Annotated in this window: 24 protein-coding genes, 1 tRNA gene and 2 pseudogenes; 12 read left to right on the top strand and 15 right to left on the bottom strand. The window is 60.7% G+C overall.

All coding sequences use genetic code 11. The features are described from left to right. Window positions 1–28: 28 nt before the first annotated feature. The 5 genes from upp to F0311_RS03290 all read left to right on the top strand — a co-directional run bounded on the left by upp (window position 29) and on the right by F0311_RS03290 (window position 4,598). On the top strand, window positions 29–664 hold the full coding sequence (gene upp, locus F0311_RS03310; protein WP_150460543.1) for a uracil phosphoribosyltransferase: 636 nt from the start codon (window positions 29–31) through the stop codon (window positions 662–664). Window positions 665–806: 142 nt separating this feature from the next. Then, window positions 807–1,607 (top strand): winged helix-turn-helix domain-containing protein, encoded by an 801-nt coding sequence (locus F0311_RS03305; protein WP_150460542.1) that lies wholly within the window; start codon window positions 807–809, stop codon window positions 1,605–1,607. Between the two features lie 201 nt (window positions 1,608–1,808). Further along, window positions 1,809–2,306, top strand: coding sequence for a SixA phosphatase family protein (locus F0311_RS03300; RefSeq protein WP_150460541.1), 498 nt, complete (start codon window positions 1,809–1,811; stop codon window positions 2,304–2,306). A gap of 30 nt (window positions 2,307–2,336) precedes the next feature. Further along, window positions 2,337–4,454, top strand: coding sequence for a TPM domain-containing protein (locus F0311_RS18690; protein ID WP_150460540.1), 2,118 nt, complete (start codon window positions 2,337–2,339; stop codon window positions 4,452–4,454). Window positions 4,455–4,524: 70 nt separating this feature from the next. After that, window positions 4,525–4,598, top strand: a tRNA-Arg gene (locus F0311_RS03290). Between the two features lie 276 nt (window positions 4,599–4,874). Here the strand turns inward: F0311_RS03290 and F0311_RS03285 are convergent. The 3 genes from F0311_RS03285 to F0311_RS03275 form a co-directional block, all read right to left on the bottom strand. After that, entirely contained in the window at window positions 4,875–5,180 is a 306-nt protein-coding gene (locus F0311_RS03285; protein WP_150460539.1) for an ImmA/IrrE family metallo-endopeptidase, read from the bottom strand. Between the two features lie 210 nt (window positions 5,181–5,390). Continuing rightward, on the bottom strand, window positions 5,391–6,239 hold the full coding sequence (locus F0311_RS03280; RefSeq protein ID WP_150460538.1) for a DUF3800 domain-containing protein: 849 nt from the start codon (window positions 6,237–6,239) through the stop codon (window positions 5,391–5,393). Between the two features lie 28 nt (window positions 6,240–6,267). Continuing rightward, complete coding sequence (locus F0311_RS03275) at window positions 6,268–6,732, bottom strand: helix-turn-helix transcriptional regulator (protein ID WP_150460537.1); 465 nt, start codon at window positions 6,730–6,732, stop codon at window positions 6,268–6,270. Window positions 6,733–6,910: 178 nt separating this feature from the next. Between F0311_RS03275 and F0311_RS03270 the strand changes: the two genes are divergently transcribed. Further along, window positions 6,911–7,162, top strand: a complete 252-nt coding sequence (locus F0311_RS03270; RefSeq protein ID WP_191089712.1) for a helix-turn-helix domain-containing protein — start codon at window positions 6,911–6,913, stop codon at window positions 7,160–7,162. Between the two features lie 393 nt (window positions 7,163–7,555). On the opposite strand, the gene F0311_RS03265 is transcribed toward F0311_RS03270, so the two are convergent. Next, window positions 7,556–7,948 (bottom strand): hypothetical protein, encoded by a 393-nt coding sequence (locus F0311_RS03265; protein WP_150460535.1) that lies wholly within the window; start codon window positions 7,946–7,948, stop codon window positions 7,556–7,558. Between the two features lie 80 nt (window positions 7,949–8,028). Between F0311_RS03265 and F0311_RS03260 the strand changes: the two genes are divergently transcribed. Then, entirely contained in the window at window positions 8,029–8,319 is a 291-nt protein-coding gene (locus tag F0311_RS03260) for a BRO-N domain-containing protein (protein WP_150460534.1), read from the top strand. Window positions 8,320–8,372: 53 nt separating this feature from the next. On the opposite strand, the gene F0311_RS03255 is transcribed toward F0311_RS03260, so the two are convergent. The 8 genes and pseudogenes from F0311_RS03255 to F0311_RS03225 all read right to left on the bottom strand — a co-directional run bounded on the left by F0311_RS03255 (window position 8,373) and on the right by F0311_RS03225 (window position 15,912). Further along, window positions 8,373–8,888: a GNAT family N-acetyltransferase gene (locus F0311_RS03255; RefSeq protein ID WP_150460533.1), complete on the bottom strand. Its 516-nt coding sequence runs from the start codon at window positions 8,886–8,888 to the stop codon at window positions 8,373–8,375. Between the two features lie 184 nt (window positions 8,889–9,072). Further along, window positions 9,073–9,228 carry a GNAT family N-acetyltransferase gene (locus F0311_RS18940; RefSeq protein WP_396897411.1) on the bottom strand — a complete coding sequence of 52 codons (156 nt, stop codon included), beginning with the start codon at window positions 9,226–9,228 and terminating at the stop codon, window positions 9,073–9,075. Further along, window positions 9,224–9,598, bottom strand: a pseudogene (locus F0311_RS18935) (GNAT family N-acetyltransferase); the annotation flags it as partial. The gene F0311_RS18940 and the pseudogene F0311_RS18935, both read right to left, overlap by 5 nt. A gap of 129 nt (window positions 9,599–9,727) precedes the next feature. After that, window positions 9,728–11,461: an ABC transporter ATP-binding protein gene (locus tag F0311_RS03245; RefSeq protein WP_150460531.1), complete on the bottom strand. Its 1,734-nt coding sequence runs from the start codon at window positions 11,459–11,461 to the stop codon at window positions 9,728–9,730. Further along, complete coding sequence (locus F0311_RS03240) at window positions 11,454–13,181, bottom strand: ABC transporter transmembrane domain-containing protein (protein WP_191089711.1); 1,728 nt, start codon at window positions 13,179–13,181, stop codon at window positions 11,454–11,456. Before F0311_RS03240 ends, F0311_RS03245 begins: the two co-directional genes overlap by 8 nt. 347 nt (window positions 13,182–13,528) lie before the next feature. Further along, the gene (locus F0311_RS03235) at window positions 13,529–14,149 is read right to left on the bottom strand and encodes a hypothetical protein (RefSeq protein ID WP_150460529.1); all 621 of its coding nucleotides are present in this window, start codon (window positions 14,147–14,149) and stop codon (window positions 13,529–13,531) included. A 1-nt stretch (window position 14,150) separates the two neighbouring features. Further along, window positions 14,151–15,008 carry an ABC transporter permease gene (locus F0311_RS03230; RefSeq protein ID WP_223881106.1) on the bottom strand — a complete coding sequence of 286 codons (858 nt, stop codon included), beginning with the start codon at window positions 15,006–15,008 and terminating at the stop codon, window positions 14,151–14,153. Further along, complete coding sequence (locus tag F0311_RS03225) at window positions 15,001–15,912, bottom strand: ATP-binding cassette domain-containing protein (protein ID WP_150460528.1); 912 nt, start codon at window positions 15,910–15,912, stop codon at window positions 15,001–15,003. The genes F0311_RS03230 and F0311_RS03225 overlap by 8 nt, the downstream gene beginning before the upstream one ends. Before the next feature lie 64 nt (window positions 15,913–15,976). Here F0311_RS03225 and F0311_RS03220 point away from each other — a divergent pair, with 64 nt between their 5' ends. Next, entirely contained in the window at window positions 15,977–16,753 is a 777-nt protein-coding gene (locus F0311_RS03220; RefSeq protein WP_191089710.1) for a TetR/AcrR family transcriptional regulator, read from the top strand. An 87-nt stretch (window positions 16,754–16,840) separates the two neighbouring features. Here F0311_RS03220 and helR read toward each other — a convergent pair whose 3' ends face one another. The 3 genes from helR to F0311_RS17895 all read right to left on the bottom strand — a co-directional run bounded on the left by helR (window position 16,841) and on the right by F0311_RS17895 (window position 21,491). Beyond that, the gene (helR, locus tag F0311_RS03215) at window positions 16,841–19,006 is read right to left on the bottom strand and encodes an RNA polymerase recycling motor ATPase HelR (RefSeq protein WP_150460526.1); all 2,166 of its coding nucleotides are present in this window, start codon (window positions 19,004–19,006) and stop codon (window positions 16,841–16,843) included. A 30-nt stretch (window positions 19,007–19,036) separates the two neighbouring features. After that, window positions 19,037–20,500: a DHA2 family efflux MFS transporter permease subunit gene (locus tag F0311_RS03210; protein WP_223881108.1), complete on the bottom strand. Its 1,464-nt coding sequence runs from the start codon at window positions 20,498–20,500 to the stop codon at window positions 19,037–19,039. A gap of 817 nt (window positions 20,501–21,317) precedes the next feature. Beyond that, on the bottom strand, window positions 21,318–21,491 hold the full coding sequence (locus F0311_RS17895; protein WP_191089709.1) for a hypothetical protein: 174 nt from the start codon (window positions 21,489–21,491) through the stop codon (window positions 21,318–21,320). Window positions 21,492–21,873: 382 nt separating this feature from the next. Between F0311_RS17895 and F0311_RS03205 the strand changes: the two genes are divergently transcribed. The 4 genes and pseudogenes from F0311_RS03205 to F0311_RS03190 all read left to right on the top strand — a co-directional run. Next, window positions 21,874–22,119 (top strand): ATP-binding cassette domain-containing protein, encoded by a 246-nt coding sequence (locus F0311_RS03205; RefSeq protein WP_150460560.1) that lies wholly within the window; start codon window positions 21,874–21,876, stop codon window positions 22,117–22,119. Between the two features lie 163 nt (window positions 22,120–22,282). After that, window positions 22,283–22,675, top strand: a complete 393-nt coding sequence (locus F0311_RS03200; RefSeq protein ID WP_150460524.1) for a hypothetical protein — start codon at window positions 22,283–22,285, stop codon at window positions 22,673–22,675. 267 nt (window positions 22,676–22,942) lie between these two features. Continuing rightward, window positions 22,943–23,617, top strand: coding sequence for a DedA family protein (locus F0311_RS03195; RefSeq protein ID WP_150460523.1), 675 nt, complete (start codon window positions 22,943–22,945; stop codon window positions 23,615–23,617). Then, window positions 23,610–23,882 (top strand): annotated as a pseudogene (locus F0311_RS03190) (inositol-3-phosphate synthase); the annotation flags it as partial. The gene F0311_RS03195 and the pseudogene F0311_RS03190, both read left to right, overlap by 8 nt.

Raw genomic sequence — 23,882 nt, 5'->3', positions numbered from 1 at the left:
GTGATCCCAGCGGTGCTAGTTTGATCTCATGCGCACCCATGCTGTCTCGCATCCGCTGATCGATCATAAGCTGACCCAGCTGCGCCGGGTGGAGACCCCCTCCAACACCTTCCGCGACCTCACCCGTGAGCTGGTCTCGCTGCTGGCCTATGAGGCCTCAAGCTCCATGCCCACCGAGGGGCTTGAAATCCAGACTCCGGTGGCTGCGATGACCGGCACCACCCTGGCCGGGCCCAAGCCGCTGGTGGTGCCGATCCTGCGCGCTGGGCTGGGCATGCTGGATGGGATGACCGCCATGATCCCCACCGCGGAGGTCGGGTTCCTGGGCATGGCCCGGGATGAGGAGACCCTGCACATCGTCACCTACGCTGAGCGGCTGCCTGATGACCTTACCGGGCGGCAGGTGTTCGTGCTGGACCCGATGCTGGCCACCGGGGGAACCCTGGCCGAGGCTGTGCGGTTCCTGCAGCGGGCCGGAGCGGCCAAGATCACCTGCATCTGCCTGCTGGCCGCCCCGGAGGGCATCCAGCGACTGGAACAGGAGGTGGGCGAGCTGGACATGGAGCTGTTCGTGGCCGCCATCGATGAGAGGCTCAACGAGAAGGCCTATATTGTTCCGGGCCTGGGAGATGCTGGAGACCGGCTGTACGGGCTGGCCGAATAATAAGTGGCGTATGCCACAAAACGCCTCAGAAATCTCATTATCTGGAAGTTTGGGGCTTATGTTACTTGCAATTCAGAAATATTACGGGGATGCTGAGAAGGCCCATCGCCCGGCCGCAAGCCAGGAAGACTCACGATAACTTATGTCTGCACCGCTCAGTCAGGCCCAAAATCCAGGGTATGTCCACGTTTCCGTGAGAAACGCTGCCCGACGAGCTGAGCTGGCCCGCCAGATGCGCAACGGCAGCGCCGCCGGCAGCGCAAACGGCAACCCCCGCACTGCTCCGATTCCGGTGCTGGCTCCCAGCATCAACGGCACCCAGATTGTGCACCCGGATGTGGTGGCCCGCGGGTTCGTCATCTACGTAGGACTGGACGAGGACACTGCCAAGGCCGAGGGCACCTCGCTGCACCGGATCGCCACCGAACTGCGCGACTATGTGGAGCACATCGCTCCTGAATCCCAGGTGCACATCGCCATGGCTATGGCCTCGCCCGCAGCTGAGGGCACCGACCTCGAGGTGGTCCGGCAGGCCCTGGGCGACCCCACCGTTGGCAGCAAAACCCAGCCCGAGCAGCCAGCCCCGGTGCAGGCCACGCCGTCGGCCCACTCCTCCTCCGGGGTGCTCATCGACCTGGCCCGGCGTGAGGTCCAGCTGGACGGCGAGGGCCTGAACCTCACCTACAAGGAGTTCGAGCTGCTGAACTACCTGGTGGACAACTCATCACGCACCGTGGGCCGCGACGAACTGCTGCAGCGGCTCTGGCGCCACGTAGATCTCGAGCAAATGCCCAATGAGCGCACTATCGACGTCCACATCCGCCGCCTGCGCTCCAAGCTCGGCCGCCTGGCCAACACTGTCCGCACCATCCGGGGCCAGGGGTACCGGTTCTACGAACACCCCGAAGTCACCGTCTGGGCCGCCCCGGAGTATTCAATCTAGCGCTGCATCGATGGACGCTCCTGTGGCGGCGATATGCTGCGCTCGGGTCGGTTGCGGCACCTTATGGTTTCCTACCGCCTCCTCCCTGACACGGGCCGCACAAACGCGCTACGTTTGCACGGGGCTCCAATGTCAGGGCTCCGCCCGCCCCTTGCGGCTCATCCACCACAGAAGCTCACCTAAGACTCAAGACGAGGCCTGATGAAAACTCTGCTCGTATTGCGGCATGCTGAGGCCGGTCACAGCTTCACCGGGGATGATCACTCGCGCACCCTCACCGAGCGTGGCCAGCAGCAGGCCCGCGGTGTGGGCCGCTGGCTGTTGGCTGCCCAGCACATCCCGGAGATGACCGTAGTCTCCTCGGCCATGCGCACCCGGCAGACCTGCATCTGGCTCAACCACGAACTCGGCGAGAAGGCACCCACTCCCAGCCTTGATGACCGGCTGTACCTGGCGTCGTCGCGGGTTCTGTGTTCAGTGATCAACGAAACTCCCGAAACCGTGCATACCCTGCTGCTGGTGGCCCATATGCCGGGGGTCCAGGACCTCAGCACCGAGCTGGCCCGTGCGGACTCAGATGAACAAGCCGTGCTGCAGATGGCCTCACACTGGCCGCCGGCCGGTCTCGCCGTCTTCACCGTGGACAAGCCCTGGGCCGAACTGGAGGGCCGCGACGCGGCTCTGACCACCTTCGTGTAGTCCTTACCCTTCCCAGCCCAGCGTGGTTACATGGTCCTCGTGACTTCTGCTGCTGACATCACGCTGGATGACCGGATCACCGACGACGCCGGGGTGCTCAGTCCCGATGAGCTCACCGAGATCGAGGACGCCTACGCTGAGCTCACCGATGAGACCGGCCAGGTCATCTACGTCTACTTCACCGAGGACTTTGGCGGGGCTTCCGGGTCCAGCTTCGCCGCAGACCTGGCAGAGTCTGCCAACCTGGGCACCAACAACCCGCTGCTGGCCGTGGCTGTGGAGGAGCGGTCTTGGGGAGTCAATGCTGATGATGCCGGGGCCTTCAGCTCGGGTGACCTCACCTCGATGGCCGAGTCAGACGTAGTGCCTCACCTCTCTGGGGAGGATTGGGCGGAAGCAGCACTGGCCTTCGGTGAAGGGGTTGAGGATCTGGCTACCCCCACCACCTTCGGAGATGTGCTCGGCAGCCTGCTGACCATTGCGCTGCCGCTGCTGGGTGTGGCACTGCTGGTCTGGGGCGGAGTCTGGCTGTGGCGCCGGATCAAGGCCAAGCGGGAGGATCGGGCGGTCAAGGCTCGTGAGCTGGCCAAGCTGCCGTCCGATCATCCGCTGCGCCTGCCGCTGGAGGAGCTGGGCACCAGAACGGGCTCTGCCCTGGTGGAGATCGACGAGGTGCTGCGTGCCTCCGAACAGGAGCTGCAGTTCGCCACCGCAGAGTTTGGCCTGCAGAAGACCGACCCCTTCCGGGAAGCACTGCGGGAGGCGAAGAACGTTGAACGCGAAGCCTTCCGGATCAAGTCCCGCATTGATGACGGCTACTACACCGATGAGGACTCGCTGCGTGAAGCCCACCACCAGGTGCTGAAGAAGGCCGATAAGGTCGCCGAGACCATCACCGCCAAGCAGAAGAAGTTCCAGAAGTTGCGCGATCTGCGGGCCAAAGCCCCGCAGAAGCTCGATGAGCTGGAAACCCGCGCCGATGAGCTGGAGGCCCAGCTGGACTCCGCCCGGGCCCGGATCACAGCCCTGTCCCGGCAGTTCAGCCAGGAGGCGCTGACCTCGGTGCGGGAGATCCCGGAGGAGATTGCCCAGACTCTGACCGCGGCCAGGGAATCGGTGGCCGAGGGCCGCCAGCGCCTGGAGCGCAAAGACCCGCAGACCGCGCTGACCCATGTGCAGATCGCTGAAGAGGCGGTGGCTGACGCGGTGACTCTGCTGGGAGATGTGGACAAAGCCTCCGAGCTGCTGGAGGACTCCTTCGCCAAGCTGGACGCGGAGATCACCTCTCTGCAGGAAGACCTGGCGGCGACGGAGAAGTATGATGACGACGCCGTGATCCCGGCCCGGGAGGCCACACAGCAGGCACTTGCCGCCGCCCAGGAGGCCAAAGAGCGCCGCGGTGATCCGATTGCGGCGCTGGCTCAACTGGAGGATGCCGAGTCTGACCTTGATGCTGCGCTGAAGACGCACCGTGAGCAGGAGGAGAACCAGCGGCGTTCCAGGGGTCTGGTGGAGCGGCGGATCGACCGGGTCGAGTCTCGAGTCTCCATGGTGCAGGACTACATCACCACCTCCGGTGATGTGATCGGGGAGAATGCCCGGAACATGATTGCTCAGGCTTCGGAGATGCTTGAGCAGGCTAAGGCCACCCAGGATTCTGAGCAGGCCGAACAGATGCTGCGTGATGCTGAACGGCTGGCCAATACCGCCCGCAGCAATGCGGAGATCAACTACCGCAATGCCCAGCCCGCCAGCAGCGGATCCAGCGGATCGACCGCCCGGGCCAGGGCGGCACGCCGGAGCAGGACAACCGCAGCGGCCAGCAGCAGCTCCAGCTCCAGTGGCGATAGCGGTGCCCGAGTGGCCGGCGGTGGCTGCCTGGGTGGGGTGATCGGTGGCGTTTGGGGTGCCGCGGAGCTCGGTGCAGGAGGGCTTGTCCTCGGCGGGGCGGTGGGTCTGGTCATCGGTGCACTCAACGGGGTCTTCGGGGGCAACGGCAGTGGCGGCTACTACAGCACAGGCGGAAGCTCCAGAGGCGGAGGATCGTTCGGCGGAGGCCGGTCATTCGGAGGCGGTGGCGGGTCGCGCGGAGGTGGGGGTGGAGGCTTCGGTGGCGGTTCCCGCGGCGGAGGCGGCGGCCGCTTCTGAGCACGACCCAATGACTTGCCCGCGCCTGAGAAGTGCGTGTATAGTCTTCAAGGTTCAAAACAATGAACATGCGCCTATAGCTCAGCTGGATAGAGCGTCGGTCTACGGAACCGAAGGTCAGGGGTTCGAATCCCTTTGGGCGCACGAACTGTGAATCACCTCTGCATCCCTTGTGTTTACTGGGATGCAGGGGTATTATTTTGCCCTGAAACTGGTGTGACATACGCCACTCGGAGCATTGAGCTAGTGACTTTACAAGAGACTTTGCAGCAGGCAACGCATCTAGCCGCATGACTAATCATGACAGGAATTGCAGCAATATTAGAACAAAGTCACCACCCAAAATCAGCCCTCACCGCCGGATGCCGTGCCAGATGTTCCGCGTACACCACCACCAGCCGGGGGAGCACCTGTAGCTCGTCAGCGACCGTCAGTACGTCCTCGTAGGCCGCTGTGACTTGTCTCCAGCAGTCCGAGCGAATCAGGTGCCTGGCTGGCCCACGCGTCGGCTTCGAGCTCCGTACGCGCTGTCGAGCGCCTGTGCCCATAGGCAGCGTGGCCGAGCTCATGGGCCAGCGTCGAGCGGTACTGGACCGGTGCCATATGCCTCAGCAGCCTGACCTCCCGCCGCCGGTGCCGGTACTCACCCCACCGGCCATGCGGCAGGTGATCATAGTGCTCGATGCGTACGCCCAAGTCCAGGGCGATCCCCTCAAGATGCGCCATACAGAGAAGATACCCGGAGGGTCAGACATCACTCCAGGTCAGGGTGGGGTAAGAACGCTGCGTATGAGACTGTTGTCTAGATGTGACGTCTATTGTCGGCTATTGGGGTTGATTGTCGCCGATTGTCGTATATTGTAGAACTACGGATGCACCCCTAGCAGGTGCACTGTCTGCCGAAGCCCTCGCCCAACGGTGGGGGCTTTGTGCTATCTATGGCACCCATTTGGTGCGACGACGGTTCTGGTCCGCTATCTGGTCCCACACGTATTGGTAGAGCTTTGCAGCTTCTCTCACAGAGCGGTAGCTTGCACTGCTATTCGCATCTAGATGTCGTCGGGATATATGAGCGATCAGGTCTGCCATCTGGAGGCCGTAACTGTCCTTTGAGTCTTCGAATGAAATTGGCTCAGATGTTCGGGTGAGCTTGGAGCGTTGGTAGCCGGGAGTGCCGTTCTGCTTGTATCCAGTAATCGCCTGGTGGTAGATGTTCTGATCATCTACATAATCTGCCACCACCTGCACCCGGTCATACTTCCAGGCGGAGGCATAGGCATCAATCCGCTCTAGAGCGTGACGTAGTGCGATTAGGTAGGGGCTTTGGGCTTGCTCCCTGTAGCGCGCATACAGGCGATCAGTATCTACTCCCTGGACAAATGTCCGAGCGCCGACAGGGTTAAGGATGGAGAGCACTTCTCGGTAAACCCATATAGCCTCGCCAGTGTTGCCCCGTAGACACTTCCACCCCTTCTTCCCCTGCATGATCTCATTCCCATGAAGTTCTGTCTCCCAGGGAATGCCGAACTTTGGGGAGACTCCCCATTTCATGAACGACTGCATCTCATCGTTGAGGCGTCGCAGTTGAACGCCGTCCACCACGAAGCCGGCCACATAGAAGTGTCCTTCCGCGAAGGATTCATCCAGGTAGGCATAGAGGATCCGCGGAGGTCGAAGTGTAGTTCTCCATGCGGGTGCTGTCGGTTCCGGCGGGTGGGCGCCCGTATCCTTGGACGTTTGATGCTCCGGTGGATCTTCTGGCCACCCAGACGGCCAGTGACTCAAGTGCTACCCCTCTCTCGGCGCGAGTGATTCACGTCGTCTCCGGTAGTTCATCCGGCCCGATCCCCTCGTGGCCCTTCTCTGCCGCTACGGGCTCTTCCTCATCCTCCGGTGCACCACCGAATGTCTGGTGATGCACCTTCTCGTCGTCTTCTGTGGCCGGCTCATCGCCGGCTTGCTTCATGGGGACGGTACGTTGTTCATCGGACCTCACCACCTTTCCTTGCTCGATTGATTGTGAACGCCCGAGCCTTCGGGCGAGTTCACCCAGAAGCTCGATGTCACTGGCTGCGGTCAAAGGCACCGATTGGTGAACATCGGCATCCCAATACCGGGACAGCACAGAGCGCAGCACAGTCTCTTTCTGGTCGGGACGGGTCTTACCGCGCTCCCAGTTTCCTACCGTGCGATAAGTCGAGCCAACGCGTTCGGCTAGTTCCTCTTGGGACCACCCGGCACGTTGACGCGCTCTGCGTATCTCTTCGCCAGTGAGCATGGTTTCACTTTCTTGTACATAGAGAGGAAAAGACAAACCAAGGGTACGTGGTCAAAAACGGTCCTGGGGAGGTTTTGCACACGTGTAATTCACCTGTTTTGCACCGCAATCACACGGATTTCTAAACTTTCCCAACTTTAACTAGGCAAATTTCCTGGAGTTGACTAATGTGTCTGGCGTGAGGAAAGGACTCCTACATGGGCCGGCCTTGAAGAAGATTCGGGAGCTGACAGGTATCTCCCAACAGAATCTCGCCGGACGCCTTCTAATCACACCCTCATACCTGTCCAACTTGGAATCCGGGCGGAAACAGCCGTCCACCACAATGCTCCCCAAGCTTGCCGATGAGCTTGGCGTCAGCATAGAGACCATCACCTATGTGGTGACCTCAGATGCCGTACCCGATCCGCGCAAAGTGGTGGCGGCGTGATGAAACCTCGTGAACTCGCAGCGTGGATCACGGCAGGCGTGTCGATGGGTGCCGCTGCCTCGATGGCAGCGGCAATGCTTAGGGGGCACGTGAAGAGAAAGCGCGTCATTCAGGAAGAAATCAGCAGTGCCGTCGCAGGCTTCCTGGCTGACTATATTGAGCAAGAGGCCCGGGTGACCACATTCACCGACCCAGGGGGGTGCAAGCACCGCATACAGGGCGCTTCTGCGCACTATGTTGACGGCGTGCGGATAGGCGGCGTCCGATGAGTTATCCACACTGTTTTTTGAGTCCCGGAGCTTGCGTCAGGGTTGCCGGCAGGGGGTTTTCCAGCGCAAGAAGACCAAAACTTCCGACGTGCTGAGAGTGACCCTGCCGAACTCACTGGACTTGTCAGGGTAATCCGTAAAGGTGCATGGCGACTTCTCCGCCCTCTGCTTTCACCTTCGAGGCGGTCACATAGGCTTTGAAAGTTTTCTGATCGGGCTTGATGGGCTTCTTGAAAACTGCAAGTCGGACCCCATGGGCATCATCGAGACCAATGTTAGTGACCGTGAGGGTCATGGACTCGCGGCTCCACTGCCAGTTCCAGAAGATGGCATGGCTCTCTGTGGTTCGCCTGAACTCGCGCTCAGCAAGGGTGTTGGCATCCCGCGCAGTTTCGTTGGCCTCTTTGGCCGCATCTCTCGCTTGGCCGGACACATAGACCGCCCGCCATGCAAACCCTCCACTAATGAGGATGCCCGCAGAGGCAATGGCAAGAGTCCAAATCTCAACGGCTTCCATGCCCCCAACCCTATCCACCCCAAAGAAAAGTGCCCCCGCAGTGCCAGCTGCGAGGGCGTGACCCCAAGAAAGGAATCAAGATGAACGTCCTAGAAACATTCAGCTACAACGATACGCCCGTCCGCACCGTCATCAAAGACGGTGAAGCGTGGTTCGTAGCCGCAGATGCGTGCAGCATCTTGGAGCTTGCGAACCCACGTACCACCTTGGCGCTCCTCGATGAGGACGAAAAGGGTGTACATACTGTGGATACCCTGATGTGGCTCGGTTGCCTCGGGTCTGGAAGGGTAGTTGTGGTGCCAAAGCCATACCCCAGTGAGTTCCGCGCTGATGTGCTCCCTGTGGCGCGGGAACGTTGGAGAAGACGGTAGGCGGTGTGGAGTAAACACGGTCGTGGAGCCATGCTGGTTCCACGACTCTATGCTCAGATCCCGAAGGGTGCGGCGTATCGGACGGTGCCGGCCGGCAGTGCCCGGTCAGGATCCAGAGTGAGCGCCATCAGCGCCTCGTCCGGAACTTCGATGCTCAGTTTTATCCTGTGTGCGGAGGCCCGTTCGAAGCCGAAACGCGGGTAATAGTCGGGATGCCCCAAGACGACCACGAAGACCTCTGCTTTCTCGCGCGCCGCCTGTAGTGCGGCGCGGATCGCTGCGGAACCTGCACCGGTGCGCTGATGGGCCGGTAAGACGGCACACGGGGCCAGGCATAGTGCAGGGACCTCACCGACATGGCAGCGAGTGAGCAGGGCGTGGCCCACGACGAGGCCCTCAGCGGTGGTGGAGACCACAGAGAGCCCTTCGATCCAGGCCGGGTCCTGTCGCAGCGCGTCCACCAGTTCAGCTTCCAGCGCGGTGTCGAAGGCGGCACGGTTCAGGGCGTGGATGGCGTGGATGTCTTCAGGTGTTTCGGCTCGGGTGAGCCATCGGGGGTTGGAATTCATCTGAATTGCCTTTCAGCGCTCGAGGTTTCTGTTACAGATGCTCGGGTGAGCCATCTTCTGCTTGTACTTGGCGGAGCGATTCGCGGTGACTGGTGTTGACTGTCGATGGGGTTCTTCCTGCTGTCGCTCATAAGTCGGGTGTGAACAGTTCGCCGGTGGCGTTGTAGTAACGGTCAATGGTGCCTTAAGGGATCATGCAGAGGCGCCTGGCCACCGCTTGCGCAGCAGTGTTCGCGGATCGGGTGACGGCCACCAAACTTTTCAGCTCCGCATTGCGGGCATGGCCTGCCAGGGCCTGTGCTGCCTCGGTGGTGAAACCCGAGTCCCCAGGCGCTGGGATGTTGGTGCCAGCCGATCTCAGTATCCTGTACCGCTACCTCTACATGATCGGAGAACGGGATATGCTGCATCATCGTGAAGCCTAGCGGGGTGCTCTCCGTACGGAGTTCGTAGAGCAAGGCGCCGGAGGCCGGGCCAAACGTGGAACGGTAACGCTCGATCCGCCTCATTGCCTGTTCTCTGGTGGTCTCTACCCAGTCGTGGCTGCCAATATGGTGGGTCACCTCGTAATGCGAATACATGTCTTGCACAAACTCGACATCACCCTCATCCGGGGTTCGCAGGCGCAACCTCTCCGTCAGCAGCTCGGTCCATATTTGTCGCGGCCGCTGGTGTCCGTGGTCGTGTACAGGAGGCTCATGTTTGTTCATACGCTGGGTTCTTTCTTCAGCGGGTGGATTGTGATTGCGGCTGGCGGATTGCTGTCTTGGGGTGTTGGTGCGCTCAGACTCTGCTGGGGGGCACCATAGCCTGCACCGCTTACTGTAGGAGTATCGGGATTAGGCATTGGTAGCAGAAACCAGTTCCGCATAGCGGCCGTTTTGGGCCACGAGCTCATGGTGCGAGCCTCTTTCGACGATGCGCCCGGCCTCCATCACCACGATGCGGTCGCAGCGCATGGCCTGGCTTAGTCGGTGAGCAATCACCAGGGAAGAGCGATCAGCCATCACATACTCCGCGGCGCTATCGAGCATCTGCGTGTCCGCGGTGTCGGCCTCGGCAGTGGCCTCGTCGAGAATCACCAGTTGCGGGTCAGCCAGATGCAGGCGGACTAGAGCGAGGTGTTGGGCTTGAGCGGGCGTCAGACTGAGCCCGCCGGCTCCGATCTGCGTGTCCAGCCCCTGAGGAAGCTGAGCGATCACGGTGTCAGCTCCGGTCTCGGCGAGAACCGCGTCCAGTGCTTCGGCTGTAGTGTCCGGTGCAGCTAGAACCAGGTTCTCTCGCACCGTACCAGTGAAGAGGTGTACCTGTTGGTTGGCGGTCATGACCCGGGACGCCGGCGCCCCGCGCCGCACGGTCCCTTCGTCCGGGGGGAATACTCCGGCCACTACGGCAGCCAGGGTGGACTTTCCGGATCCGGTGGCACCGACGACTGCCACTTGTTCACCAGACAGGATGCTCAGGTTCACGCCTTCCAGCGCTTTCCTGGTGCCGGTGTAGCTGAAGCTGACGTTGCGCAAGTGGCAAGCTTCTCCTCTGTCCGTGGGGTATTCATCCGGGACCGGTGCTGCGGTGTCCGGCTCTGGTTGTTGGAGGATACCGATGATCCGAGTCAGTGCGGCCAGCCCGGCGACCAGATCATTCATCACCGCAAGCAGGCTGTTGATATAGGTGGCAGTACGCAGCATCAGCAGGGCCGCGGCGCTGGCCATTCCGAGGGTCACCACCCCCTCCGAGACGGACCATGCCCCAACCCCGAGCATCAAGATCACCCCAGTAAACTCGGTGATGTTCAGCCGACTCGTCAGCCGGTTAAACACGATCCGGGCGCGCACCGCCCAACGCGCGGTCTGCCAGGTCGCGTACCGTGTCAACAACTGACGTTTGAGCCCCAGCCGATGAGCTGTGACTGTATCTAACCCATTGAGCGAACCCAGCACGTACTGGCCGCGGACGGAGAACGCGTTACGCTCGGCCACATTGACCGGTGGAGCGACCGTCAGGTACCAGCGGGCGATCAGCACGTAGACGGGTGCCAGTATTGCGAAGACCACTAGGAATCGCCAGTTCAGCGTCAGCAGAGCGACACCGGCTAAAACTGCGGTGAGCCCGGTGACAGCCACCCTGGGAAGAATCTGAGGCAGCGTCTCGGAGACTTTGGCGACGTCGTCGGAAGCCCGGGTGACCAGATCCCCAATCCCAGCACGCTCCACCCGAGCCCGGGAGAGCCGCAGCGCGGCTGCCACATAGCTTTCTCGTAGCCCAGCGATCACGGCCTCGGTCACTCGGCCGAGGATTCGGGATCCCCACCAGGTGAAGACCCCCGCGGCGAGAGCGGCTAGGGCGATCGCTACCACATACCCCCAGAACTGGGAATCTGCCTCAGAACCGAGGACGACGTGGTCTACCAACCAGCCGATCACCAGTGGAATGAGATTGGCCGCAGCGGCAGCGGCCAGGAACAAGATCAGTGCTCCGGTCAGCCGTAGTCGCCGGCTGCGGAGCCTGCCCCAGATTTCGCAGGCGGCCTGGTTGCCGGTGGAGGAGGGCAGAAGCTGTGGGATCTCAGGCATCGGCAGCCTCCCGCGCTCGGTGGGTAGCGAATGCCCTGGCGTCCGTGACCACCAGGGTGGTGAGATTGCGACGTTGGTACGCCACTCGTTGCGCAATCAAGTTCTCGGTCACCACGTCGACTGAGCTGGTCGGGTTGATCAGCACCAGCACCTCGGGCTCGGCGGCCAGCGCCCGGGCAAGGGCGACGCGCTGCTGCTGGCCTCCAGAGAGCGCAGAGCCATTGTCTCCGGTGTCCTGGTCCAGCCCTTGCGGAAACTCGCGGTCCGCGACTCCGGCAGTGCGGAGAGCCTTGGCTGCCTTTCGCCGTTCTGCATCCGTGTCGGTATGGCCAGGCAGCACGTTATCCAGGATGCTGCCGTTGAAGATGGCTGGCTGGTGCGGGACCGCCAGAACCGTAGCCCGCAGGGCTTCCGGGTCAAGCTCGGCAAGTGGACTGCGGCGCACCGTCACCTCAACGTCGTCGAGGATCTCACGTCGCAATCCCAATATATCCTCCAGAACCGCAACCTGAGCTTGGTCAAGGTCCAGGACCTGGAAGTCACCTTGCCTCAGTTGAAGATTCAGCTGTTCCCCTGGTTCGACCTCGAGTCCCTGAATACTCAGCTCCACCCCATCCGGGGCTTCCTCTGGGACTGGTTCACGGCCCTGGGCCGCTGGATGATGCCCGGTATTGAGGAATCTGGTGACTCGCTCGGCCCCAGCTTGTGCCCGGGACCACACTTGACCCAGGGTGTCGATGAGCTCCTCGATCGGGATCACCAGCGCAACGACCAGGCCGGCTACGGTGACCAGTTCACCCACGGTGATACTGCCTTCCAGCGCCAACCATGCAGCCAGCGCCACCATCGCAGCCCCGAAGATCTGAGAGGTGCTTACGCTCAGGCCCCGGAAAGCACTGCGAGCATCAGTGGAGGCGACGGCGTGTGTCAGTGCCTCTTGGCTGGAGGCTATGTACCGCTCTGATACTTCTTGCTGAGCGTGTAGACCGGCGATGGTCCGGTAGCCGCGCAGATAGTCCGTGGCCGCGGCAGTGTTTGCAGCGAGTGCACCCTGCTCTGCCGTGCTGCGCCGCCGCAGTGGACGGGCCAGCAGCTGAGAGCCAGTCATCAACACCGGCAGCAGCAGCAACACAAACAGCCCCAGCCACGGATGGATGAGAAACAGCATGACCATGGACACCAGAATCCCCACCACGAAACCCGGCGGGTAGATCGTTACCCAGATAGAGCTGCCCGCGGCCCGGGTGTCCAAGGTCGCGATGGACAGCAGCTGTCCAGATGGTCGAGCAGCCCCTTCAATTCCCCGCGGGTGGAAGATCCGGGCCAGCACCTGCTGCGAGAGCTCGAACGCATTGCGTTGCACCGCGTACCACCCAAGTCTCCCACCGAACCGGAAGCCGAGGGTGCGCACCAGGTACAGTCCAGCCAGGGCTGCCAGCCACCAAGCGGCCATGCTGGCCACCGAGCCCCAGGTGCCTCCGTCTGTAAGAGGGGCGATGACGTCGTCGACCACTGTGCCCACCGCCAGAGGGATGAGCATCGCGGCAACGTTGGACAGCATCAGGAGCAGCGAGCCAGGGATCACATACCGCAGCGAAGCCCGGATGATTCGCCAGGACAACCTCGTAGGGCTTAACCCGCGCTCCACAGCGAGCCTGTAGTCCTCCGGAGGATGCTCGGGCGGATCCAGAAGCCCATACTTCTTGTCCTTAGCTGTCACTGATCTTTTAGCTGATTTTTCAGCCCAGTCCACGGGGATACTCCTGAGAGTCCGATCTACCTTGGGTAAAGTGTTGTAACGCGTAATAGTGGTTCTATTAGACATTCACGCCATTCTGTAGAGACAATCTGATAAACAAAACAAGATGTTGTGACGCGTTTAGGTATATTGGTATTAGCTGTATGGTGCAGATGTATATTTGTATATATTGAATGGTTATTAGTTTATCAGTATCGCTTTCGATGAGACCTTGGTAGGTGTAATGGTGGTCGTGTTGGACTCGTTCGACCAGCGCCGTGAAGGTGAGCTGGGCCGAACCAGTGACGTGCTCCTCTGCCCAAACCTCGTCAGCTCATGGGTCCTGTGTGACTGGTCGAGGTGAGCTGGTGGTCAGACCACAGGGAGGCCCCTGCGTGGCCCATGAGCAGCTTGGGGTAGTAGCTCCAGGCAAACCATGGCACGAGTCGAGACTGCTCCAGTGATTGATCTAGCACGATTCCGCCGACAGTAAGTGCGACTCCGAGCGGACGTCTGAATCGTGGTAGCTTCCGGATGGCCAGGGTGGCGCCCATCAGGTACGCATAGTGGGCACTTGCCCACATTGAGCCGGGGATTCGCCCAGGGGGCCCGCGGTCTATCCAAGCCACTACTGCCGGGTGAATATGGCAGGCCGCAAAGAGCAGGTGCTCGCGGTCGCCTTGCCCGGGCCGCTCATACCAGCGCGCACTGGCGAGACTGTTGTTCACGTAGGCACCCCCGACCAGATCAGCCGCTAGGAGCGCCGATCCGGTCGAGGTGACTGAGCTTCCCCCACGGTTGCGGGTTGTCGCCGCTGCGGCGATCGCCCCGGCCACAGTAGTGACAGCGGTGAGAGCATGGTCCAATCGCCCGGCCTCAGGGCCGACAAATCGTCCCCATAGCTCACGCAGTCGACCGCGTAGAGTGGTGCTTTGAGTTGAGTCTGACACTCTAGCGGGCAACCTTCTTGGGAAAGAGTACAGCTGCCATCCACACGGCCAGCGCGACGAATCCGGCGCACCACAGGATGCCGATCCACCACTCGTTGCCCGGGGTTTCTCCGTTGAGCAGAGCGCGGGAGGCGTCGATGATGGGAGTCATGGGCTGGTGCTGGGCAAAGCCCTGCAGCCAGTTAGGCATGGACTCTACCGGCGCGAAGCCAGATGAGACGTAGGGCAGGAAGAGAAGCATAAATCCGTATCCACTTGCTGATTCGGCTGATCCTGCCACCATTCCAAGCACTGCGAAGACTACGGTAATCACCAGGATCCACAGGGCAACTAGGCCTACTGAACCAGCCAGCTGCGCCGCTGAGGCGTCGGTGCGGAACCCGACCGCGAGGGCCACCGCGAAGACCACGGCGGTGGCCAGTAGGTTTCGTACCATTGAGGACACCGTGTGCCCTAACAGTACGGTGACTGAGGGAAAAGGCATGGTGCGAAGTCTGTTCATGAATCCAGTGGTCATGTCGTTGCTGACAACAACGGCCGTGTATGAGGCGCCGAAGCCAGCTGCGGTGACCACAATCGCTGGGAGTACATAGGAGAGATACTGAGCGCTGGAGGTGGATCCGTCTCCAGTGACATCCATTGCTCCGCCCATCACGTAGGTAAAGATGAGCATGAGCATGACCGGCAGGATCACCGCCATCAATAGGGACTCTGCGTCTCGGAACGAGTGCTTGAGGCTCCTTATCGAGAAAACAATCAAACCGGTCAAGAAGTTGGCACCGGACATTGGCTCATTGCTGCGTGGTGCCGCGCTGCGGGCCGCTTGCTCGGTTGTGGGTCGGGTAGCAGTGTTACTCACTGGTTGCCTCCTTCTTGTTGCTGTTCGTCGGCACTGGCGCGCCAGTGAGTTCAAGGAACACTTCGTCCATAGTGGGTTTGCGTACGGTCACGCTGACTTCGGGGCGCTGCTCGGAAATAGCCGCCAACTGGTGGGCGACGTCAGCAGCATCCCCATGGGTGGGCAAAGTCTCGATGATGTGCCCGGCGTCATCGTGAAGTTGGATGGTTGAGCCACCAACGCGTTGTTTCAGCTGAGCAGCTGTCCCGTCTGCGACAATTCCGCCGCCGTTGAGCACCATGATTCGCTCGGCGAGCACGTCAGCCTCTTCCAGATACTGGGTGGTTAGGAAGATGGACGTTCCAGCTGCGGCCAGGGTGTTGATCTCGTCCCAGAGTGCCTGACGGCTGCGGGTATCTAGGCCGGTGGTCGGTTCGTCCAAGAAAATCAGCTGGGGACCTGCGATGAGACTCGCGGCGATGTCCAGTTTGCGACGCATGCCACCGGAGTAGGTAGCTGCTCGTTTGCCAGCCGCCTTGGTCAGCTCGAAACGCTCAAGCAGGTCATCGGCCCGGCGTTTTGCGTCCCGGCGAGTGAGGCCAAAGAGCTGGCCCATCATCAGCATGTTCTCCATCCCGGAGAGTGCACCGTCTACGGCGGCGTACTGGCCTGTCAGGGAGATGAGGCCTTGGAGCTGCTTGCGGTCGCGTTGGACATCAAGGCCCAGCACTCGCGCCTGGCCGGCGCTATAGGGGATGAGAGTGGAAAGGATGTTGACCAGCGTGGTCTTGCCTGCTCCATTGGGGCCCAGTAGGGCATGGATTCCCGGGGGGAGGGTGAGGTTCAGGTCTTTCAGGACGTGGTGTTTGCCGTAGCTCTTGGAGAGTCCTGCGATCTCGACGAGCGGCGTATCTGTGTAACTCATAAACAGAGTATGACACATACTGTGTATTACATGCACATCGAGGCATAATGAAAGAATGGGAGACATGGTCGAGACCACTGATACCGGGCTGCCTCGAGCAGTCGCCATTGCCTGGGGGATGGAGGAGGTGCCTCAGCGTGGACCGAGTCGTGGGCTGAGTCATGAGCGAATTGTTGGAGCCGCTATTGAGATTGCCGATGCCGAGGGGCTGGCTGCAGTCACCATGCAGGCAGTTGCTAAATCTCTGGGCTTTACAACGATGTCGCTCTATCGGTATGTCTCCAGCAAGGAGGAGTTGCTCTGGCTGATGCAGGATGCTGCCCTTGCTATCCCGGAGAAGCTGAAGCTTCCAGCTGACTGGCGTGAGGCGCTAAGGGTTTGGGCGGGAGTGATTCGTGTGGCGTACCGTTCCCACTCTTGGGCATTGGACATCCCGCGCGGACCCGTCTCCGTTCTGATGCCCAACAGTGTTCGGGGTGCAAACCATGGACTAGCTGCCTTGAGAGACTTGCCGCTGACTAACGATGAGAAGATCGGTGTGATTCTGGTGATCTCCCAGCATGTGGCGGGATCTGTTGAGCTTGAGCAGAACCTGGCCGATCAAGGAGTCGTCGCTGTTCCTGCTGAGGGCGTCAAAGCGCTATCCGAAGTCATCACCCCAGAGCGGTTCCCCCACTTGGTACCAGTGATGGAGTCCGGTAATTACATAGCCGATGACACCCCCGTGATCGAATCTGACCACGGTATCGACCCTGAATATGATCTTGGTCTTGACCTGCTCATCGCCGGTTTGGAAGCAATGGAGCAGCAGAGAAGGCAGAACCCTGTCGACACCGAGTAGCGGGGTAAGTCGCATCCTGAGTCGTCAAGGAGTCATGAGCTGCTGCATTCCCGGGGCGTAGGCGACTACTACCTCATCAACGGAGCATCACCTATTGCTAAGGATGACAAGCTGTTGGGTCGCCCGGGTCATCGCCACGTAACGGTCGACGGCCCCTTGAATGCCCGTGCCGAAGCTCACTGGATTCACCAGGATGACGAAGTCGAACTCCAGGCCCTTGACGTTCTCCGGTGTCATGGATCGTACCCTCGGGGTTGCAGTGAACGTGGGGTCGCCGATGACGCAGGCGGTGCCATCCTGGTGTGCGCGGAGCCAATCGTCAAGCATTGAATCGAGGTCGCTTAACGTTCCGTGGGTCACGGGGATGCCGCTGCTGCGGATGGATTCGGGGGCATTGGCGTCCGGCAGAGCGGCACGGATCACAGGTGCTGCCTCAGCCATGACCTCCTTGGGAGTGCGGTAGTTGATGTTCAGAGAGGTCAAGGACACGGGGCTGACTCCGATTCGTTCGAGCCGCTCTGTCCAGGTCTCGGTGAACCCGTGCCTGGCTTGGGCCCGGTCGCCGACGATGGTGAGGCTGCGGGAGGGGCATCGCCGCAGGATCATCTGCCACTGTGCATCAGTGAACTCCTGTGCCTCGTCAACAATGATGTGTCCGAACGGGCCAGATAGGAGGTCCGGGGCCACGCGGGGCAGGGTGCCCTGATCGATAAGTGGATCCTGCAGGTCATTTTGGCGGAGCATCGTCACGAGACCTTCTCCGTCGTTGCCATCATGATCTGCAGAGATCAGGTCATCGATTACAAGGGACATCTGCTCCCGCTCCGCCTGCAGAGCCGCCTTGCGCCGACGTTCTTGCCGTACCTGCTCAGGGTCGCCGACCCGCTGGCGTGCTGCGTCCAGCAGAGGCAGGTCAGACTGAGTCCAAGCCAGCGGTTCCGCACGCTGGAGCAGGTTAACTTCTTCAGGGGATAGCCACGGAGCACACATGCTCAGGTGGGTTGGGGACGACCACAGATCGGCGACTAGGCTTGATGGATCCAATAGGGGCCATGCCTTGGTGAAGGTCTGGGTCAGCTCCTCAGCCTGTGCTGCGTATCGGTGCAGTTGGTGGACAGGGACCTCATCATGGTCATCGACTTGGTTGGCCAGGATCTCCAGGAGAGCATCCCACACCTGGGCGCGCGCTTCATTGTGTGGAGTGCCGGGGTCGACTGCGTTGAAGGCCTCCTGCCATTCCTGCCGACCGATCCAGAGATCTGCCCACGGTGTCTCGACGCTCACCTCTTCGGCGGGCGGTTGTTCGTAGAACGTCACAGCTGTCTCTATGGCTTTCGTGAGTTGCGTTGAGGATTTGAGCTGAGCCACCTGCACATCAGACTCTTCGCCGGCGGACTCTCCCTCGGGAAGCAGGTCGGGGATGGTGCAGATCTGGACGTTGTCTTCGCCGAGACTGGGTAGGACATCATCCACATACGCTCGATAGGCCTGGGAAGGGCCAATGAAGAGCACACCGCTCGTGCGGCCAGTGAGGCGTGGATCCGAGTAGAGGAGGCGAGCGGCCCGGTGCAAAGCCACCACGGTTTTCCCGGTGCCCGGCCCTCCGTCCACGACGAGAGCACCTCGAGAGTCAGCCCGGATGATGGCGTCCTGGTCGGCCTGGATAGTTGCCAGTACGTCCTGCATCCGTGGTGAGCGACTGGCCCCTAGGCTAGCGATGAATGCTGACTGATCATCGAGGGCTGCGTGTCCCTCGTCGAGTTCCCCCGGGGTGAACGCTTCGTCCCAGTAATCCACGACCCGTCCATGGGCCCAGCGGTATCGACGACGGCTGATTAGGCCCATCGGAGTCGCGTGCGTCGCGGCGAAGAACGGTTCAGCCGCAGGGGTGCGCCAATCCACCAGCAGCCGGCGCCCGCCCACGGCGGTGAGGCCGGTTCGACCGATGTAGATCGGTTCTGAATAGTCAGCTCGAACAATCCGGCCTAGGCACAGGTCCATGCCGAAGCGCTGCAGCAGGTTCAGCTGCCGCGCAACCTGGTGGATCTCGGTGTCGCGTTGAACCCCAGCCTGGCCTCTTCCCCCGGGCTCACGACGTAATGCGTTGAGGCGGTCTTTGAGCTCAGCAATCTTGTGCTCCAGGCTGTCTGCGATGCTTGAAAGGTGCTGATCGTCGTGCCCGATCAGCAGAGGGTCGTCTTTCGCAGCAAGCTTGTCGGGGAGGTTGAAAGCGCTGGTGGCAGAAGATGTCATGGCTGCTCCGTTTTCGATCGTGGGTCTGTGTTAGTGGGTGGCAGTGTCTTGGTCTGTGGAAAGTTGCGAGTCGGTGTCACCGGGCAATTGAGTTGCCTGGGGTGCCGGTACGTTTCGAAGAGTGATGAGCGCGACCACCGTCGCTGCTGCTGTCAGAATCACCGGCAAGCAGAGAGCTATCTGGAGAGCTCCGGCAATTTCTGGTGCGAGCTCGGTGAGCTCCCTCGGAGGTAGCGCATATAGCGAGCCCACGCCGCCGTCCGCCGCTGCGGGGAGCCGGAGCACTAGCTGAGCAGCCAGCAGCACAGAGACACCGGCAACGCATATGGCTCCGGAGACCTGGCTGATCAGGCTCACAATCGTCGAACCTGACGGAATTTCTTGCCCCTCGAGAGAACGGGTAGCGATGGTAGTGGTCGGCATGATGGTGAATCCCGCGCCGACTGCGATCACCGTCCAGAGCACCACCAGCTGCCAGGCCGGGGTCTCTGTGTCCAGGAGGAGCATCAGGACTGCTGTCGCAAGCGTGGCGATGACTAGGCCCGTGCCGATCACGCGGATTGGTGGAAGTCGGTCGATGAGACGCCCGGAGATTTGGATTGCGATCCCGGCTGCGAGTCCTGCGGGGGCGAGGAACAGTCCTGTCGCGGTAGCGCTTTCCCCGCGCACCACTTGCCAATAAATCGGGAGGAGAACCATCGACGCGGTGTATCCGCTGGAGAACAGGAACAGGATGATAGTGCCGGCTCCTGTGAGACGACGCCGCAGAAGACGAACATCAAGTAGAGGCATTGCTGACCGCTGAGCGTGCCGGAAGAACACTGCGGTGAGCACCAAGCCGGTGCTGAGCGTCAGCACCATCCATATCATGTGGTTGTCCTCAGCAAATGATGTGCCGAGCACGAGTAGAGCCATAGCGGGCGGCAGCAGCAGAAGGCCGCGAACGTCCAGCAGGGGGACGGGCCCGGAGGGGAGCCGCGGCAGGTTGCGCAGAGCCAAGGCGAGTCCAAGCACCCCGACCGGCACGTTGAGCAGGAACATCCAGCGCCAGGAGAGCGTATCGATGAGGACCCCACCTAAGACGGGCCCCAGCACAGGACCGACCAGGACTGGGAGGCCAAGGATCGCCATTACACGACCGCGATCAGCCTGAGGAGTGGAACTGAGCGCGATGGTCATAGCCGCAGGTAGGACGAAGCCGCCCCCGAGCCCTTGGAGTACCCGGAAGGCGATAAGCGATTCGACATTCCACGAGAACGCCACCAGCGCTGACCCGGCGGTAAAGATCCCCAGTGTGGTTAGGAAGACCCGCCTTGCACTGAATCTGCTGATGACCCACGCAGTGGCCGGTACTGCCCCGGCCAGAGCCAAGGTATACCCAGTCACTGTCCACTGGATGACAGGCAGAGAAGCACCGGTCTCCTGCGAGAGCTGGGGAATTGCAATGTTCATGATCGTCATGTCTATGCCGATCATGAGCGTCCCTGCGATCACAGTGAGCGCGATCGTCACAGGCGTGGCTGCGGTGCGAGGCACGGTTGTTGTCTCCAAACATGAGTATCGGGCAGGCGTAGGTATCCGCTTTGCAACGGGGGAGGGATCTCCAGTGGTGGGGGATCGTGGCAGGTTTGGTGAGCCCCTCTTTCACCTGAGAATGCGTTCGAGTCCTAGATTTTGCCCTAAGGTAGGGGCCTTGCGGCAAGGCCCCTCGTGCGGTATAAATTGAGCATGGCGAGGATCGTATTCCTCGCCTTCGACGTTGTGAGCACGACACCGCCAGCGCGGTTTCACCTGGATGCTGTCGTCGCACGTAGGACTGAGGGCAAGGTCCGTCACCACCGAGCAAGAGGCATGGATTGCGATGGCGTTGACGCGAAAGAAGGCCTCACACAGTCGCAGGCGGAGCAGCCGATGATCTCTCTGGGGTACTGATTATTGCTTCTATGCCGTCCAGCACAAGGTTGACCACGGCATAGAAAGTACTTTGCGAGTTCCGGGTGGCGTTGAAGGTCTCGCTGACAGTTGGTCCGACTCGTCCTGAGACTGGGTAGTCGTCTTCCTGCATGAGATGGTCGAGGGCTGGGGCGATGATGTTCTACCACTCTGAAAAGGTAGGGCCAGAGTTCTCCCGTGAGTTGGAGCCGCTGCGCTGGTCTCTCGCCGCGCCCCACACGACATTCAGCAACGTGGTCAAGCCGGCTTCCATATCTAGGTCGGACAGGCCGATACCGTCGAGCGTCTTTAGCTCTGTTTCGTATTTTCGGCTGGTATTGGGTCCCAGCAGGCTGCGCACATCGTGGACGTCAAGTAATCAAAGGTGCTGGTTGACGAGCTTCCAGTTACGTTCGGCCACGTACTGCAGACCGGCTCGCCAGGAGCTGATGGTTCTGATTGCGTCGGTATCGGTGTACAGGTCAGCGTAGACAGAGTCGACCATCAGTGCTAACAGTTCGTCTCTGCTGGGTACGTGGCTGTAGAGCGCCATGGGGCTTACACCGAAGTGCTGGACGACTTTCGTATGGAAGCGGCTTCTAGTTCGCGGTTGTCAGCCAGCTCGATTCCCGTTTCAACGATTCGTCTCACGCCGATCCGGTTTTACCAGGTTCGGGGTGGTGACCCCAGAGCGGATACAGGCTGTCCAATATCTGCGGGGCGGTCTTCTTGGTGCCTATGTTGCCTGCATTCAGGGGCTAGCCAGCCGGGTGGACCTGTTCATGTGCGAACCGGATCAGGTTACCGTGACTCTGTCACCGTACACCGTAAGAAACGGCGTCAGAAAGGTTGGAGAATGCGGGACATTGAAGCCGCCATTTCGCTGGAGGGCGTGCAGAAGAGCTATAGAGGAGCTAAGGGACACTTGGTGATGGATAAACCTGGACCTCCAGGTTGCCCGAGGGGGTGTGCACGGGCTATTAGGACTGAACGGAGCCGGCAAGACCACCCCTGTGCGGATCATGACTACGCTCCTTTCCCCCGATGTAGGCAGAGTGCTGGTCGTCGGTGCAGATGCTGAACACGAGTCGGGACGGGCGCGTTCCCGTATCGGGTTAGTTGGTCAGTACGCGGCGGTGGATGAAGCTCTCAGCGGTCGCGGGGGACCACCGTGTTACTGACCACGCAGTGTCTGCAGGGAGCAGGTCAGCTTGCTGACCGGGTCTCCATGCTGGGGTGAGCCCGCCTGGTCGTTGAAGGCAGTCCTGCTCAGCGCTGCATCGCGGGCCTACTAGGCTCCCTCGTCTCGCTCACGGTGGCGATTGGTGCAGGACTGGCCTTTGGGTGGCGACCGCCACCGTCTCCGGAGCTCTCGCCGGCCTTGGTTTCCCGCTTTTGCTCCGGGTAGCGATGCTGTGGACCGGAATCTTTGTGGGGCTGAAGGCCCGCACTCCTAAGCCGCTCGGGCCGATCAACATGTTGGTCTGGCCGATCCTGTTCTTCTCAAGTGTATTAACCGATACTGCGACCATGCCTTGGTGGCTGGGAACTATCGCTGATGCCAACCCGCTCTCGGCCACCGCTACCACGGTCCGGGAACTCCTCGTCACTCCGATAGCGGGAGGGCAGACCTGGTTTGCTGAACATGCATCGATCCTTGCAATTGTGTGGCCGGGACTGCTCGTCGCAATATTCCTTCCCCTGGCGGTGTCAACATACCGGCAACTGCGTCGCTGAGCTGCTCAGTCACTACTGCCTGGGCGCAGAAGGCTGCGCCGGTCTGACGGTGGCCTCAACCGGTGCAGATTGACCTTCCCGCCAAGTGGCAGGTGCTGGAAAAATGTGAGCGCGTTCTGTGTGGACTCACGCGAGCCCAAAATGTGCATATGATACACAGTATGTGTCATACTCTGTTTACAACTTACACAGTTTGGTGGTTGAGTCTGTCCCAAGGCGTGCGCCAAGGCCGCGGGACTCCACGTCTCAAGAGGAGAATCTGATCAGGTGTTGGCTTTCAATTTCCCGGAGTTCCACACGGAGTGGGGCTTCTGGTTCTTTCTGCTACAAGGAGTAGCTGTCGCGCTGACCGCACTGATCCCTCCCCTGCCTGCAGAGTTCATGGTGATCACTTCTGGTGCTATGGCCGCCGAGGGTGTCTTTCTTCTCTTCGGGGCATTCATCGCAACCTTCCTCGGCTGTCTGATCGGGGACATTGGGTTGTACGCCCTGTTCCGGTACAAGTTCATTCGGGTGCTTTACCGCTGGAGGTGGGGGCGTCAGCTGCATCGGAAGATCCTGCGGATCTCAGTGCGTGCTGGCGGCTCCCATACATGGTTCGGCCTGCTGTTGATCATTGCGATGCCGTTTGGCCGCTCTGCGGCATTCGCCACGGCGGGGATGATCCGCCTCGATTGGGGCCGACTGCTTGGGCTGGCAGTAACGGGAGGGTTTCTCTGGACCTGGTGGCTGCTGGGGCTGGGGTATCTGCCGGCTCTTGTGACAGATCTCCCGACTTGGCTCAGCACAGTTATCGGCATCTCAGCCGGCAGCTTGGCGGGAGCTGCTGTGGCCTACATCGGCACCCGTGGACGACCACTGCGCACAAAACGTGTGCAAGAACCTATCACGGCACTTCATTCAAGCAACCTCATACTCACAAAGGAGAAAATCAATGACTAACCCGGTTCGTGTGGCCCTGGTGGGCGTGGGTAATTGCGCGGCGTCTTTGGTGCAGGGCGTGGAGTACTACAGGGATGCTCCTGTTGATCAGGATGTGCCGGGGTTGATGCATGTGCAGTTCGGTGATTATCACGTCTCTGATGTTCAGTTCGTGGCTGCCTTTGATGTTGATGATAAGAAGGTGGGTAAGGATCTCTCTGAGGCGATCCTGGCCAGTGAGAACAACACCATCAGCATTGCTGAGGTTCCTTATACCAGTGTGGAT

The sequence above is a fragment of the Nesterenkonia ebinurensis genome (assembly GCF_008711175.1).
GTDB classification, from domain to species: Bacteria; Actinomycetota; Actinomycetes; order Actinomycetales; family Micrococcaceae; genus Nesterenkonia; species Nesterenkonia ebinurensis.
This window is presented reverse-complemented; position numbering and strand designations above follow the sequence as displayed.